The 15,468-nt window shown below is 61.8% G+C and carries 15 protein-coding genes; 13 read left to right on the top strand and 2 right to left on the bottom strand.

Annotated features, from left to right (window positions below):
* Window positions 1-98 precede the first annotated feature (98 nt).
* Together AC1DB0_RS11535 and AC1DB0_RS11530 are read right to left on the bottom strand one after the other, a co-directional pair.
* A complete protein-coding gene (locus AC1DB0_RS11535; RefSeq protein ID WP_476756903.1) occupies window positions 99-1,292 on the bottom strand; it encodes a FliC/FljB family flagellin in 1,194 nt (397 codons plus the stop codon).
* Between the two features lie 303 nt (window positions 1,293-1,595).
* Window positions 1,596-2,351: an RNA polymerase sigma factor FliA gene (locus AC1DB0_RS11530; protein ID WP_175169441.1), complete on the bottom strand. Its 756-nt coding sequence runs from the start codon at window positions 2,349-2,351 to the stop codon at window positions 1,596-1,598.
* A 427-nt stretch (window positions 2,352-2,778) separates the two neighbouring features.
* Between AC1DB0_RS11530 and flhD the strand changes: the two genes are divergently transcribed.
* The 13 genes from flhD to AC1DB0_RS11465 all read left to right on the top strand — a co-directional run bounded on the left by flhD (window position 2,779) and on the right by AC1DB0_RS11465 (window position 15,301).
* Complete coding sequence (flhD, locus tag AC1DB0_RS11525) at window positions 2,779-3,102, top strand: flagellar transcriptional regulator FlhD (protein WP_006219025.1); 324 nt, start codon at window positions 2,779-2,781, stop codon at window positions 3,100-3,102.
* Between the two features lie 31 nt (window positions 3,103-3,133).
* Window positions 3,134-3,715, top strand: a complete 582-nt coding sequence (gene flhC, locus AC1DB0_RS11520) for a flagellar transcriptional regulator FlhC (protein ID WP_054425982.1) — start codon at window positions 3,134-3,136, stop codon at window positions 3,713-3,715.
* A 118-nt stretch (window positions 3,716-3,833) separates the two neighbouring features.
* Window positions 3,834-4,703: a flagellar motor stator protein MotA gene (gene motA / locus AC1DB0_RS11515; protein WP_046806435.1), complete on the top strand. Its 870-nt coding sequence runs from the start codon at window positions 3,834-3,836 to the stop codon at window positions 4,701-4,703.
* Window positions 4,704-4,714: 11 nt separating this feature from the next.
* Window positions 4,715-5,704, top strand: coding sequence for a flagellar motor protein MotB (motB, locus tag AC1DB0_RS11510; protein ID WP_054425980.1), 990 nt, complete (start codon window positions 4,715-4,717; stop codon window positions 5,702-5,704).
* A gap of 2 nt (window positions 5,705-5,706) precedes the next feature.
* Window positions 5,707-6,087: a response regulator gene (locus tag AC1DB0_RS11505; RefSeq protein WP_054425979.1), complete on the top strand. Its 381-nt coding sequence runs from the start codon at window positions 5,707-5,709 to the stop codon at window positions 6,085-6,087.
* Between the two features lie 30 nt (window positions 6,088-6,117).
* Entirely contained in the window at window positions 6,118-8,250 is a 2,133-nt protein-coding gene (gene cheA, locus AC1DB0_RS11500) for a chemotaxis protein CheA (RefSeq protein ID WP_476758664.1), read from the top strand.
* A 17-nt stretch (window positions 8,251-8,267) separates the two neighbouring features.
* Window positions 8,268-8,768 (top strand): chemotaxis protein CheW, encoded by a 501-nt coding sequence (gene cheW, locus AC1DB0_RS11495; protein ID WP_054425975.1) that lies wholly within the window; start codon window positions 8,268-8,270, stop codon window positions 8,766-8,768.
* 93 nt (window positions 8,769-8,861) lie between these two features.
* Entirely contained in the window at window positions 8,862-10,565 is a 1,704-nt protein-coding gene (locus AC1DB0_RS11490; RefSeq protein ID WP_054426353.1) for a methyl-accepting chemotaxis protein, read from the top strand.
* 8 nt (window positions 10,566-10,573) lie between these two features.
* Window positions 10,574-11,428, top strand: coding sequence for a CheR family methyltransferase (locus AC1DB0_RS11485; protein ID WP_054425973.1), 855 nt, complete (start codon window positions 10,574-10,576; stop codon window positions 11,426-11,428).
* A gap of 17 nt (window positions 11,429-11,445) precedes the next feature.
* Entirely contained in the window at window positions 11,446-12,504 is a 1,059-nt protein-coding gene (locus AC1DB0_RS11480) for a protein-glutamate methylesterase/protein-glutamine glutaminase (protein WP_054425972.1), read from the top strand.
* A gap of 49 nt (window positions 12,505-12,553) precedes the next feature.
* A complete protein-coding gene (gene cheY, locus AC1DB0_RS11475; protein WP_476756902.1) occupies window positions 12,554-12,943 on the top strand; it encodes a chemotaxis response regulator CheY in 390 nt (129 codons plus the stop codon).
* An 8-nt stretch (window positions 12,944-12,951) separates the two neighbouring features.
* On the top strand, window positions 12,952-13,587 hold the full coding sequence (gene cheZ, locus AC1DB0_RS11470; RefSeq protein ID WP_054425969.1) for a protein phosphatase CheZ: 636 nt from the start codon (window positions 12,952-12,954) through the stop codon (window positions 13,585-13,587).
* A 166-nt stretch (window positions 13,588-13,753) separates the two neighbouring features.
* Complete coding sequence (locus AC1DB0_RS11465) at window positions 13,754-15,301, top strand: methyl-accepting chemotaxis protein (protein WP_254600382.1); 1,548 nt, start codon at window positions 13,754-13,756, stop codon at window positions 15,299-15,301.
* Window positions 15,302-15,468 lie beyond the last annotated feature (167 nt).

Below are 15,468 nucleotides of genomic sequence, written 5' to 3'. Positions count from 1 at the left end.
TAAAAAAACCAGCCCGAAGGCTGGTTTTTGATACTGCTTCGGCAGCGGCGGAGAAGAAACTTCCTTCTCTGCCGGAGCCGAGGAACCGTCCGCTGGAATTAACGCAGCAGCGACAGAACCGTTTGCGGCACTTGGTTGGCTTGAGCCAGAACCGAGGTACCAGCCTGTTGCAGGATCTGAGCCTTGGTCATGTTCGACACTTCCGTAGCGTAGTCGGCATCTTCGATGCGCGAACGAGCGGCGGACAGGTTGTTGATCGTGTTGTTCAGGTTGGCAACGGTCGATTCGAAGCGGTTCTGAATCGCACCCAGCGAGCTGCGCTGCGAGTCGATGTTTTGCAGAGCGGCGTCGAGCTTGGCCAGCGGGTTGGAGGTCGAACCCTTGGTCAGGCTGGTCAGGGGCAGCGAGTCGGTCTTCAGCGTGAACGCGGCGGTGCCACCGGTCGTCGTGGTGTCGGCGTCCTTCGGGTTCACGGCGATGTAGTAGGAGCCCGATGCGCCCGAAGCGACGTCGAAGCCCTTGGCCTTCAGGTTGCTGGACTCGGTAGCGTCAGCAGCCGACACGTCGACCTTGACGAACCAGTTGCCGTTTTCGTCAGCTTCAGCAGCCGAACCGACGGTGACGTTGCCGGAAGCAACACCCAGACGGCCAGCCAGATCGCCAGCGGTGCCTTCGACAACGGTGTTGGCGGTCATGGAGGTGGTCGAGCCGTAGGCGGCTTGGTACTGAGCGGTGGTAACAGCAGCTTGCGTGCCCTTCGGGCCCGACACGTTGAAGCCATCCAGACCCAGGGTCTTGGCGGTGACTTCCTTCAGGTCGATCGTGATGGTTTCGCCGTCGTTGGCGCCAACTTGGATCGTCAGCTTGTTGTCCTTAGCCAGGACGTTCACGCCGTTGAACTGGGTTTGAGCCGACACGCGGTCGATTTCGTCCAGACGCTGCTTGATTTCCGATTGGATCGAGTCCAGGTCGGTCGGCGAGTTCGTGCCGCTGGCGGCTTGAACCGACAGTTGGCGAACGCGTTGCAGGTTGTTGTTGATTTCGTTCAGCGCGCCTTCGGTCGTTTGAGCGATCGAGATGCCGTCGTTGGCGTTACGGGCGGCTTGGGTCAGGCCCTTGACGTTGGCGGTGAAGCGGTTGGCGATGGCTTGACCAGCGGCGTCGTCCTTGGCGCTGTTGATGCGCAGGCCCGACGACAGACGCTCAATGGCGCTGCCCAGCGTCGATTGCGACTTGTTCAGGTTGTTTTGAGCAACCATCGAGAGGTAGTTGGTATTGATAACGGCAGCCATGTTGGTGCTCCCAAGAGAGAAAGGCTTCTTCAAACCGGGCAGCAACGCCGCCCACTGGTGTTAACGGGAAAGTTCGTCGACTTTTTGTCTAAGAATCTCTCCGTTGCAAGGATTACGGCAGTCCCAAATCATTCTTTAGCCCTATTTCGCGAAAGTCTTATTTATTGTTGTATCCGCCGCGAGCGCCTGCTGGCGTGGGCCAGGGCCCGAAATGCGAAACGGGCGCCTGGGGCGCCCGTTGGTTTTTGCACTGTCTGCGTAACCCTATATAGAAGGGTCTATATACATGGGTAAGTGAGAGCGCTAGATGATCTGCGCGATCTGCCCCTCCAAGGGCAGCTCTTGCCAAGCCTGTTCCTTCAGCTTGGCCCTGATCCGCGCCGTCGCCTGCGACCGCAGCTGGCAAACCCGCGCCTCGGTCACATTCATGATCGCGCCAATCTCTTTCAGATTCAGGCCCTGCTCGTAACACAGCGACAGCAACAATTTTTCCCGATCGGGCAGGGAGTCAATCGCGTGCACAAGCGCCTGGCGGAAATCGCCCGCCAATAATGAATCCAGCGGATTGCCGCCTGCCGAACCATGGTTCAGTGTTGCGGCCCAATCCGACTGTCCCGATGCGGAATCCGTTTCGGTCGTGAAATCTTCGTAGTGAACGATCTGCACGCCTTGCGCGTCGTGCAGCAATGATTGGTATTCGTCGATCGGAATTTCAAGCTGCTGGGCGATTTCGGCTTCGGAGGGCGAGCGCATCAAGCGCTGCTCCAGCTGGGAAATGGCCTGCTCGATTTTGCGCGCCTTGGCGCGGACGCTGCGCGGCAGCCAGTCCTGGCTACGAAGCTCGTCCAGCATCGCGCCACGAATACGGGTCGTGGCGTAGGTCTCGAATTGGGCGTCTGCGGTTTCCTGATAGCGCCTTACGGCGTCAAGCAGGCCGATCATGCCGGCCTGTATCAGGTCGTCAAGCTCAACGCTGGCGGGTAGCCGGGCGAGCAATTGCAGGGCCAGCTTCCGCACGAGCGGGGCATATTCGACCAAGCTGTCTTCTGCGTGGGGCATTGCGGGAATGTCAGGCGGTGTCCATCGTGACGCATTGTCGGTCGTTGTCAATTTGCGACATTGTCGACAAACGCGCGGCTGCACTAAAGCTAGCAATCAGGTGATCGTCAAGGTGCCATTGTCGGCACTGCACAACATTTCATTCCCCGAAGTACGCAATGTTTTGAATGCTTATTTGCCAAATTGACGTAAATTCGTCACCGATTTCTATGTCAAGGTGTGTCTAATCTAACAAGTTGCGCAATATCAACAAAGATTTGTCATATAAGTCATAGAAAATGACATCACCTGTGGTAAATTTTACTTAAATTGCGAACAAATGATACATTTCGCATTAAAACAGGATGCAGCAGCGTCAGGTAACCGCAGGTTGCCGATGCTTTTGGATATCAAGCCCCGTGGGTGGGATAGGGATAGGGAGTAGGGCGTGCAACAAGTCGAAAATTCTTTGCTGGCAGACATTCGTGAAGTGAATCTGTCATATCTGTTACTTGCGCAACGTATGTTGCGTGATGACTATGCTGCGTCGATGTTCCGTCTGGGGTTCAGCAATGAAGTTGCTGACATCCTGATGCGTCTGTCGCCGGCACAACTGGTGAAACTGGCCAGCTCCAGTTCGCTACTGTGCCGGTTCCGTTTTGATGATTACAGCCTGCTGTCGGCGCTGACCCATGACGTACTGGGTGGTGCACTGCAACAAGCCCACGCAACGATCCTGTTGGCCAAGCAACCTGTAGAAGAACTGGCTTAACCGCCACTCGAATCCTCAAACGGAACGTGTAATGGCCTCCAAAAGCGTATCTCAGGAAGCGGACGATATCCTGCTTGCTAGCTCCATGATTACCCTAGGAGCCCGACTGCAGGTGCTCGAGGCGGAAACCGCCCTGAGCCATGACCGCCTTGCACGCTTGTACCGGGAAATTCGCGGTTGCTCGCCACCCAAGGGGATGCTGCCTTTCTCGGTTGACTGGTTCATGACCTGGTTGCCGAACATCCATTCTTCGCTGTTCTATAACGTGTATTCGTTTTTGAATGCACGCACCAGCAGCAAGGGCATCCGCGCCACCATCGACGCGTATCGCCTGTATCTGGAGAACGCCGGCCTGGACACGGCGGAAAACGCCGAACCCGTCCTGAGCTTCACCCGCGCCTGGATGCTGGTGCGCTTCTTTGACAGCGGCATGCTCCAGCTGTCCGCCTGCCGCCAATGCGGCGGTCACTTCATCGCCCACGCTCACGATCCGCAATCGGATTTTGTGTGCGCCATTTGCCGCCCGCCACCTCGCGCCGGCAAGACGCGCGCCGCGGCAAAAGCACGTGCGGGCAGCCGTCCGGCGCCTGCCGTCGACGCCGCCCGTCCTTGACCTCCCGCGTCCAAATACATCAAAAGCCCTGGAAAACTCCCCGTAACCCGCCTTTTTGGGTCGGGGGGAACAGGGGATCATTGACGCCAGTTTTAGACTTCGTTGGCAGGGGCCTGATGTGTTGATTGTTATCGGTTTTCTCGTGGTGATCGTGTCGGTCGTCGGCAGCTTCATAGCGCTGGGCGGCCACTTGGGCGCGCTTTACCAGCCCTTTGAGCTAACGCTGATCTTCGGGGCGGCGTTCGGCGCGTTCCTGGCCGGCAACAGCAAGAAGTCGCTGATGCTGGTGAAGAAGGCGTTGCCCGACGCGCTAAAGAGCTCGCGCTACAGCAAAGACGTGTACATGGAGCTGATGGCTCTGTTGTATGTGTTGCTGAACAAAGCGCGCCGTGAAGGCCTGATGGCCATCGAATCGCATATTGAAGACCCGGCCTCCAGCCCGATCTTCAGCGAATATCCCCGCATCGCCAAAGACGCGAAGCTCATGGAGTTCATTACGGACTACCTGCGCATCATGATCAGCGGCAACATGAGCTCGTTTGAAATTGAAACGCTCATGGACGAGGAAATCGAAACCTACCGCCACGAGCGCGAAGTGCCTGCGCACGCGTTGCAGCAGATGGCTGACGGCCTGCCGGCATTCGGTATCGTGGCCGCAGTGCTGGGCGTGATCAAGGCGCTGGCCGCCGTGGACCAGCCGCCCGCCATTCTGGGCGACCTGATCTCCAAGGCCATGGTCGGTACCTTCCTGGGTATTTTGCTGGCCTACGGTTTTGTGGGGCCGCTGGCCTCGCGCGTTGAGCGCCGCAATGACGAAGCCATGAAAGTGCTGGAATGCATCAAGACCACGCTCTTGGCCAGCATGAACGGCTACCCGCCGCAACTGGCGGTGGAATTTGGCCGCAAGGTGCTGTTCTCGTCTGTGCGTCCGACGTTTGGTGAGCTGGAAGAGCACGTCCGGCAAACCAAGTCGACCGGCAAGGCCTGACGGAGCGGGCCATGAGCACGGTAAACAACCACCGTGTGGTGATCCGCCGCAAGAAGGTCAAGGGCGGCGGGCACCACGGGGGCAGCTGGAAGATCGCTTACGCCGACTTCATCACGGCGATGATGGCGTTCTTTCTGGTGATGTGGCTGATCAGCATCGTGCCGCGCGAAGAACTCAAGGGCATCGCGGAATACTTCCGCATGCCGTTGCGCGTGGCCATTACGGGCGGACCCAGCAGCTCCGCCGAAACCAGCGCGGTGCCAGGCGGCGGCCGCGACCCCTTGCGCAGCGAGGGCGATGTGCGCCGTGGCCAGGGCAACCGGGTCGAGTCGCAGCCAATGGGCGACGCCGAGCGCCGCGAACAGCATCGCCTGGAAAACCTGAAAAAGCGCCTTGAAAACGTCATTGAGACCAGCCCTGTCCTGAAGAGCTTCAGGCCGCAGATGCTGATTGACCTGACGACCGAAGGCCTGCGCATTCAGATCATCGACAACCAGAACCGCCCGATGTTCGCCACCGGCCGCGCGGAAGTGCAGCCGTACATGCGCGACATCCTGCGTGAGCTGGGGCCGGTGTTGAACGAGCTGCCCAACAAGGTCAGTATCTCGGGCCACACCGACGCGTCGCAGTACGCACGCGGCGAACGCGCCTACAGCAATTGGGAGCTTTCCGCCGACCGCGCAAACGCGTCGCGCCAGGAATTGGTGGCCGGCGGCATGAGCGAAAGCAAGGTCATGCGTATCCAGGGTCTGTCTTCCAGCATGAGTCTGGTTAAAGATGATCCGTACGCAGCCGTTAATAGACGTATCAGCCTCGTGGTGCTCAATATGAACACCCAGAAGCGCATCGAAAACGAGAACGCCGCGGCAGCGGACGTCAGCGCGAAAGATGCCCGCGAGGTGGGGACGGCCGTGGAGGCGGTGCAAGCCGCCGCCCAGGCCGCGACGGCAACCAAACCAGGCGACGCGGCGACCACGCCGCAAGCTGAAGGGGTTCGATAGCAATGGCGGCAACGATTCTGGTGGCGGACGATTCGGCGACGATGCGCATGATCGTGCAGGCGACGCTGACGGGCGCGGGATGGAAAGTACTGACGGCCGGCAACGGCCAGGAAGCGCTGGATGTGGCCAAGAGCCACCCGGTAGACCTGGTTGTCAGTGACTGGAACATGCCGGTCAAGGGCGGGCTGGAGCTGATTCAGGGCTTGCGGGAAATGGACCAGTACCTGGACGTGCCGGTGCTGGTGCTGACCACCGAAGACGACGTGGACAGCAAGATGGCCGCTCGGGATCTGGGCGTTTGTGGCTGGCTGTCCAAGCCGGTCGACCCTGATGTGCTGGTGGAATTAGCGACCGAACTGCTCGATGAGCAGGCCGGCGCGTAAAGCAGGTTCATTTATGAAGGCGTACGGGTCATGAGTTCTGGTTTGGACCTCAGTCAGTTTTACGAGACCTTTTTCGACGAGGCGGATGAGCTGCTCGCGCAGATGGAGCAGTTGCTGCTTGAACTCGATGTGGGCGCGCCCGACATCGAACAGCTCAACGCCATCTTCCGCGCGGCCCACTCGATCAAGGGTGGGGCGGCGACATTCGGCTGTTTCACGCAGTTGGCGGGTACTACCCACCTGCTTGAAAACCTTCTGGACGCAATCCGTCGCGGCGAAATGGCGCTGCGCACGGACATGATTGATATTTTCTTGGAAACGAAAGACGTGCTCAAAAGCCAACTGGATGCCTACCGGGCCTCCGAAGAGCCCGATGAAGCCGTGTTTGAGCGTATCTGCGCCGTGTTGAGGCAGTTGGCGCTAGAGCATAAGGACCCCGCCGCGGCGCCTGCGGCAGCGCCCGCACCCGTGGCAGCGGCTCCGGCTCCCGCACCGGCTCCCATCGCTGCGCCCGAACCCGTGCAGCAGGCTGCGCCCGTGGCCGATGCCGCGGCCGGCAACCTGCCGCTCAAGGTCAAGATCACCAAGGTGTCGGACAAGGACGCCGCGTCCCTGCTCGAAGAAATGGGCAACCTGGGCAACGTCCGCGCCAGCGAACGCGCCGATGGCGTGCTGACCGTGTGGGTGGACAGCACCTGCACGCCGGACGACATCGAAGCGGTTTGCTGCTTCATCGTTGACGGCGACCAGCTGAGCATCACGCGTGAAGCCGCGCCGGCCAGCTCGGCCGCACCGGCCGCCGCCGAAGCCGCGCCCGCCGCGGTTGCTGCTGCTGCCCCCGTTGCCGAACCTGTCGCTGCCGCCGCCGCGCCTGCGCCGGTAGTGGCCGAGTCCGCCGCCGCCGCCGCCGAGGCCATCACCCAGGCCGCGGCCCGCGCCCGTCCCGCTGCACCCGCCCATGCCGACAAGGAATCCACGTCGATTCGTGTGGGCGTGGAAAAGGTTGACCAGGTGATCAACCTGGTGGGCGAACTGGTCATCACGCAAGCCATGCTGGCGCAAACCGCGTCCACGCTGGACCCGGTGCTGCACKACCGCCTGTTGAATGGCATGGAACAGCTGGAACGCAACGCCCGCGACCTGCAGGAAGCGGTGATGTCGATCCGCATGATGCCGATGGACTACGTGTTCAGCCGCTTCCCCCGCCTGGTGCGCGACATCGCCGGCAAGATGGGCAAGCAGATCGAACTGCAAACCTATGGCCGCGCGACCGAGCTGGACAAGAGCCTGATCGAACGCATCATCGACCCGCTGACGCACTTGGTGCGCAACAGCCTGGACCACGGCATCGAAACGCCTGAAAAGCGGATCGCGGCGGGCAAGGACCCGGTCGGCCAGCTGGTGCTGTCCGCGCAACACAATGGCGGCAACATCGTCATTGAAGTCAGCGACGACGGCGGTGGCTTGAGCCGCGAGAAGATCTTGAAGAAGGCGATGGCGCAAGGCCTGGCCGTCAACGAGAATTCGCCTGATGACGAAATCTGGCAGCTGATTTTTGCGCCGGGTTTCTCAACCGCAGAAAAGGTCACGGACATTTCCGGCCGTGGCGTCGGCATGGACGTGGTGCGCCGGAACATTCAAGACATGGGCGGCCACGTGCAGCTGTCGTGCGAGCCGGGCAATGGCACCACGACGCGTATCGTGCTGCCGCTGACGCTGGCCATTCTGGATGGCATGTCGGTGCGCGTGGGTGAAGAAACCTTCATCCTGCCGCTGAACCATGTGACGGAATCGCTCCAGCCCACCAACGATCAGATCTACTCGGTGGCCGGCAACGAACGCGTGATGCATGTGCGCGGCGAATACCTGCCGCTGGTCGAGATGCACCGCGTGTTCTCGGTGCACGAAGCGCAGACGGACCCGACGCAGGCCATCGCGGTCATCATGCAGGCCGAAGACCGCCGCTTTGCGCTATTGGTGGATCACCTGATTGGGCAGCACCAGGTGGTCGTGAAGAATCTCGAGTCGAATTACCGCAAGGTTCCCGGCATCTCGGCCGCCACCATCCTTGGCGATGGCAGCGTGGCGCTGATTGTCGACGTATTTGCGCTTGCGCGCGCCAACCGTGAACGTTGGTCGCAGCCCGAAGCCATTTTGAATTGATGGAGCATTAAAAAATCATGGCAGCCAAACCGCAAGCGCAATCCGCGCGCAACGAAGATGTCGGCAGCGAATTCCTGGTCTTCACGCTGGGCGATGAAGAGTACGGCATCGACATCCTGAAAGTGCAGGAAATCCGCGGCTACGACGCCGACACGGTGACCCGCATCGCCAATGTTCCGCCCTTTATCAAGGGCGTGACGAACCTGCGCGGCATCATCGTTCCGATCGTGGACCTGCGCATCAAGTTCAACCTGGGCCGCGTTGACTACAACGAGCAGACCGTCGTCATCATCCTCAACCTGGATCGCCGCGTCGTCGGCATCGTGGTTGACGGTGTGTCGGACGTGCTGATGTTGAACGCCGGCCAGATTCGTCCGGCGCCGGAATTCGGCGCCACCCTGTCCACCGAGTACCTGACGGGCTTGGGCACGGTGGATGAGCGCATGCTGATCCTGGTGGACATTGAAAAGATGATGACCAGCGATGAAATGGCGCTGGTGGAGAAGGTCGCTTCCTGATCGGAATCCGGCCGGATAGCGGGGTAGAGGCGCCATATTGAATCCGATGTGGCGCTTTCCTTTAACGATTGCAGTCAAGGGATGGTTCTTGTGATGCGCAAGTTTTTCGCGAACATGACGATACGCAGCAGCCTGTTGTGGGTGCTGGCGTTTTTCTCATTCATGTTGGTGATTGGGGCGGCGCTTGGCGTGTTGTCTTTGCGCATCAGCAACGGGACCCTCGCCGAAATCAAGCAATCGCAGGAACTCGACGACGCCGTCGGCCGGGTCGTGTCCAGCTACAAGGACACCATGAATGGTCTGGGCCGCGCGGCCACCGCCAACTATGCCGACATCGTCGGCAGCGTGGGCCAGGCCACCTTGCTGACTACGGGCCTGTCGGCGGAAGCCACCGGCCTGCTCGAACGCGCCAAGGCCTCGATGAACAAGGGCCAGGCGGAATACGAGTACTACAAGACGCTGCCGCAACCGGCAGAAGCCGCGGAAGCCTTGAAGGAAATTGAAGCGTCGTACGCGGCGCTGCAACAGCAAGGGCTGACGCCGTTGATCGCCGCGCTGGAAAAGGCCGACATGCCGGCCTACCAGAAGCAGGTGCAAACGGTGCAAGATGCGTTGGAAGGCCGCTTTGCCCGCGCCGTTGAAGGCTTTGACTTCTGGCGCGCCAGCAAGATGCTGGATGCGCACGAAGTGGCGCAGGTGCGTTACCAATTTGTGTTGATCGCCGTTAGCGCGGGTGGTGTGATCGCCGCGCTGCTGGTGTTCGCCACCTATGTCTTCCTGCGCCGCCGTGTGTTGCAGCCGCTGAAGGAAGCGGGCCATCATTTTGACCGCATCGCTGGCGGCGACCTGACGGCGCGTGTTGACGTGCGCAACACGAACGAGATCGGCCAGCTGTTCGCCGCGCTCAAGCGCATGCAGGAAAGCCTGACGCGCACCGTGGCAACCGTGCGCCGTGGTGTGGACGAGATCAACGTCGGTTCGCATGAAATCGCGGCTGGCAACACGGACTTGTCCAGCCGTACCGAACAGCAGGCGGCGTCGCTCGAAGAAACTGCGGCGTCGATGGAAGAACTGGCGTCCACCGTGAAGCAGAACGCCGACAACGCGCGCCAGGCCAACCAGCTGGCGGCCAGCGCGTCGGACGTGGCCGAGCGGGGCGGTTCCGCGGTGTCGGAAGTGGTCAACACCATGCACGACATTTCGGCCAGCTCGCGCAAGATTTCGGAAATCGTTTCCGTCATTGACGGTATCGCGTTCCAGACCAACATCCTGGCGCTGAACGCGGCCGTGGAAGCCGCGCGTGCCGGCGAACAGGGCAAGGGGTTTGCGGTGGTGGCGGGCGAAGTGCGCTCGCTGGCGCAACGCAGCGCGCAAGCCGCCAAGGAAATCAAGGGTTTGATCGAAGACTCCGTGACCAAGGTCGGCGCGGGTTCGCAACAGGTGGAGCGCGCGGGCGCAACGATGCAAGAGATCGTGGCGTCCGTTAAACGCGTGACCGACATCATGGGCGAAATTTCGGCGGCGTCCGAAGAGCAGTCCAGCGGTATCGATCAAGTGAACCGCGCCGTGTCGCAGATGGACGAAGTGACGCAGCAGAATGCGGCGCTGGTGGAAGAAGCGGCGGCCGCAGCGGGCTCGCTGCAAGAACAAGCCCAACGCCTGGCGGAAGCCGTGGCGGTGTTCAAGATCAATGCGGGCGAAGTCATCGAAGTGCCGGCGCATCGCCTGTCTTCGGTGCGTTCGTCCGATGAAGACTCACGTTTGCAAGCGCCTGACGCGTTTGCGCTTGGGCACTGAGGAACCGAGTGGCCACTGCAGCAACTTCGGCGCCGTCCATTTCGGTGGACCGCCAATTCGATTTTCGCGACGCGGATTTTTCCCGCGTCCGCAAGATGATTCACGTGCGCGCCGGCATTTCGCTGGGCACGCACAAGCGCGAAATGGTCTACAGCCGTCTCGCGCGGCGTCTGCGCGCACTTGGCCGGCAGGACTTCGGCAGCTATCTGGATCAGCTGGAAAACGAGCCTGACGCGCCCGAGTGGGAAGAGTTCGTCAACGCGCTCACGACCAACCTGACGGCGTTCTTCCGTGAGTCGCACCACTTCCCGATCTTGGCGGACTTCGCGAAAAAGCGCGGCGGCCCGGTGTCGGTGTGGTGCTGCGCTGCATCCACGGGTGAAGAGCCGTATTCGATTGCGATGACGCTCGTTGAAGCGCTGGGGCCGCGCGGAGCGTCGTCCACGGTGCTGGCAACCGACATCGACACCAATGTGCTGAACCGCGCGCGCGCCGCAGTGTATCCGGCCGAACGCGTGGCGAAGATGGAAGACGAGCGCCTGCGCCGCTTCTTCCTGAAAGGCCGCGGCGCGAACGCGGGGCAGGTGCGGGTGCGCCCCGAGATCGCCGACATGGTGCGGTATGAAACCTTGAACCTGTTGGCGCCTTCCTGGGCGATCAACGAAAAGTTCGACGTGATTTTCTGCCGCAACGTCATGATCTATTTCGACAAGCCGACGCAGGCGAAAATTCTTGAACGCTTCGCGCCGCTGCTCAAACCGGGCGGCCTGTTGTTTGCGGGGCACTCCGAGAACTTCACCTACATCAGCCGGGATTTTCGTCTGCGCGGGCAGACGGTCTACGAATGTGCGAGTAAGGCCTGACGGCCCAAGGCATCACCATGAAAAAAATAAGCGTTCTGTGTGTAGACGACTCCGCGCTGGTGCGCGGACTGATGACCGAAATCATCAACAGCCAGCCAGACATGGAAGTGGTGGCGACCGCGCCCGATCCCCTGGTTGCGCGCGAACTCATCAAGCGCCATAACCCCGACGTGCTGACGCTGGACGTGGAAATGCCCCGCATGGACGGGCTGGATTTCCTGGAAAAGCTGATGCGCCTGCGGCCGATGCCGGTGGTGATGGTGTCGTCGTTGACCGAACGCGGCGGTGAAATCACGCTGCGCGCGCTGGAATTGGGCGCGATCGACTTCGTGACCAAGCCCAAGCTAGGCATCCGCGACGGCCTGCTGGAATACACCGAACTCATCGCCGACAAGATTCGCGCCGCCTCACGCGCCAAGCTGCGCGCGCCCACGCCGCACGCGGCGCAGGCCGCGCCCGCGCCGATGCTGCGCCGGCCGCTGGCCAGCTCGGAAAAACTGGTGATCGTGGGCGCCTCCACGGGCGGCACCGAAGCCATCCGTGAAGTGTTGCAGCCGTTGCCGCCGGATAGCCCGGCCATTCTGATTACGCAGCACATGCCTGCCGGCTTCACGCGTTCGTTCGCGCAGCGCCTGGATGCACTGTGCGCCGTGACGGTGCGCGAAGCCGTCCACGGCGACCGCGTGCTGCCGGGCCACGTGTATCTGGCGCCGGGCGGTGATACGCACATGCGCCTGGGCCGCAGCGGCGCCAACTACGTGATCGAGCTTGAAGCCAGCGAACCCGTCAACCGCCACCGCCCGTCGGTGGACGTGTTGTTCAATTCCGCCGCCGTGGCCGCGGGCAAGAACGCCATCGGCGTCATCTTGACCGGCATGGGCAAGGACGGCGCCGCCGGCATGCTGGCCATGCACCGTGCGGGCGCGCACACCATTGCGCAGGACGAAGCCAGCTGCGTGGTATTCGGCATGCCCCGGGAGGCCATCGCCATTGGCGCCGCGGATGAAGTGGTGACGCTGTCGGCAATTAGCGAACGCATTCTGACTCGCCTGGGCGACCGTGGACACCGCGTTTGACGCGGACGCTTCACGATCGTTCTCAAGCAAATTTTTTCTGGAGTGAAAGATGGTAGACAAGGGCATAAAGATTCTGGTGGTGGATGACTTCCCCACCATGCGACGAATCATCCGCAACCTGCTCAAAGAGCTGGGTTTCGAGAACGTGGATGAGGCCGAAGACGGCGCGATCGGGCTGGAGAAGCTGCGCAACGGCGGCTTCCAGTTCGTCGTGTCCGACTGGAACATGCCCAACCTGGATGGCCTGGAAATGCTCAAGCAGATCCGTGCCGACGCGGCGTTGGCATCCTTGCCCGTGCTGATGGTGACGGCCGAAGCCAAGAAAGAGAACATCGTTGCGGCGGCTCAGGCCGGCGCCAACGGTTATGTGGTCAAGCCTTTCACCGCGGCGACGCTGGAAGAAAAGCTCACCAAGATCTTCGAGAAAATTGCCAGCTGAGGTGTGCAATGAGCACAACGGAACACGTTGAACCCGCAGCGGAAAACCCTGACCTGATCCACCGCATTGCATCGCTGACGCGCATGTTGCGCGACAGCATGCGCGAGCTGGGTCTGGATCAGGCCATCAAGGATGCGGCGAACGCCATCCCGGATGCCCGCGACCGCCTGCGCTATGTCGCCCAGATGACCGAACAGGCCGCCAACCGCGTGCTGAACGCGACCGAGCAGGCTGGCCCGATCCAGGACGGCATGTCGCGCTCGGCGCAGGCGCTGGATACGCGCTGGCAGCAATGGTATGACCAGCCGCTGGAATTGCCCGAAGCCCGCGAACTGGTCAAGGACACGCGCGCCTTCCTGGCGGATGTGCCCAAGCAGACGCAGCAGACGCAGTCCAAGCTGATGGAAATCATCATGGCGCAGGATTTCCAGGACCTGACGGGCCAGGTCATCATGCGCATGATGGATGTGGTGGGCGCGATTGAACGCGAACTGCTGCAAGTGCTGCTGGACAACGTGCCGCAAGAGCGCCGCGATGAAGCCAACAGCCTGCTCAACGGACCGCAGATCAGTCCGCAGGGCAAGACGGATGTGGTGACGAGCCAGGACCAGGTTGACGATTTGTTGGCCAGCCTGGGCTTCTAAGGCTGTGGTGGTACCCGTGTGAGGCAAGACCGCGCCGCCAGGCATGTCCTCTGGCGGCGCGCTTATAAGAATAAAAAGGGGCAACGCAGGAGACACGGCGCGCGCAATGCGCGCCAGGCCACGGGCGCCCAACGCAGGCGAACCGGGCCGCAAAAGGAGGTCTACCATGGCCAGATCCGTATTCCGCCTGGGCGGTATGTGGGGCTTGTTGCGCCGTTTGAACCGGGGCGACGCCATGCTCTCGGAACGCACGTTGTCCGTCAGCCCCGCGGTATTTCCATTGCATCGGTTTCTGGCGCAGATCCGCCGGCGCATCATGACCGTGCGCGGCTCCAGTATCGAAATCGCGCTGAATGCGGCGCGCACGCAGTTTCAGGCGGGGCGCTGTTCGCAGTTGGCGCAGGAGCAGGCGCGTGCGGCGGGCGCCTTGGCCGATAGCGGTGCGCAGATCGCCACCTTGTCCGCGTCCACCTCGACGCACGCGCGCGAGATCTCGGCCATGTCGGGCCAGAACCTGCAAGCCGCCGAGCAAGCGCTGGCCGAGCTGTCTGACGTGAAGATGCGCGTGGACCGCATGACGCGCGAGATGGCCGCCTTCACCGAGGTGGTGGGCAAGCTGACCGTCGGCGCGCGTTCGGTGGCCGATATCAGCAAGCTGATCAAGGACATTGCGTTACAGACGCAGCTGCTGGCGCTGAACGCGGGCGTGGAAGCTGCCCGCGCCGGCGATGCAGGGCGGGGCTTTGCGGTGGTGGCCAGTGAAGTGGGCCGGCTGGCCGAACGCGTCAACGCCGCCACGACTGACATCGGCCGCCATACGTCCGACATGCTTGAACTCGTGGAAATCACGCAGCGCCAGACCGGCACGCTGCGCAGCGACGTGGATGCGTCGGGCGAAGTGCTGGACCGCACCTGCTCGGATTTCGAGCGCTTTGTGCGCGATTTCGACAGCATGAACCGGCAGGTGGGCGACGTGGTGCAGGCGATAGGCGAGGTCGACGCCACCAACCACGGCATGAGCCAGGAAGTCGGGCGCATCGCAGCGCTGAGCGCCGATGTGTTGGAGCGCGTGGGGCATATGTCGGGCGAGATCGACCGCATTCGCCGGCAGACGGAAAGCGTGCAAGAAGTGCTTGCCGACATGCGCACGGGCGACACGGCATTTGATCAGCTGTCGGACTTGCTGGTCGACTTTCGCGACACTGCCGGCAGGTTGCTGCAAGATGCGCGCAAAAGAGGGGTGGATGTGTTTGACCGCCACTACCAGCGCATTCCGGGCAGCGAGCCGCCGCGTTTTCATACCTGCTATGACCGGGTCATCGATGGCGCGCTGACCCAGTTGCTGGACAGCGTGCTGGCCGCCGTGCCGGGCGGAAGTTACACCTTGCTGGTCGACAGCCGCGGCTACGCGCCCGCGCACAACAGCCAGTATTCCCATCCGCCCACGGGCGACCCGAAGCAGGACATCGCCCGGTCGCGCCACAAGCGGATGTTCAATGACCCGGTGGGCGCGCGGCTGGCGGCCAACACGGGCGCGATGCTGTTCCAGACCTATTCGCGGGACACCGGCGAGATCATCAACGATATTTCCGTGCCCTTGTATGTGGGCGCGGAGCATTGGGGCGCGGTTCGTATCGGCCTGGATTACGTGCGGTTCCAGGCGGCGCTGGACGGCGCTGAACCCCATCGCCAGGCCGCCGTCGCGGCAGGCTGAGCAGCCGGCGGCCCAGTCGCGGGCGGGCAGGGTGCCTGGAGCGCCGAACCGCCGGTCTGCCGGACGGCCCGGGTGCCGCCGCTGCGCATCCGGGAATAGCACCGCTTTCCCCCCTTTTCTTGGCTTATCGCCAAACGCCCAGGCCTCCTAGAATCTCGGCGGGTGGT

It is taken from the genome of Achromobacter sp. 10T422 (assembly GCF_056394065.1).
The sequence above is the reverse complement of the archived record's forward strand: the minus strand, read 5'-3'. Positions and strand labels throughout refer to the sequence as shown.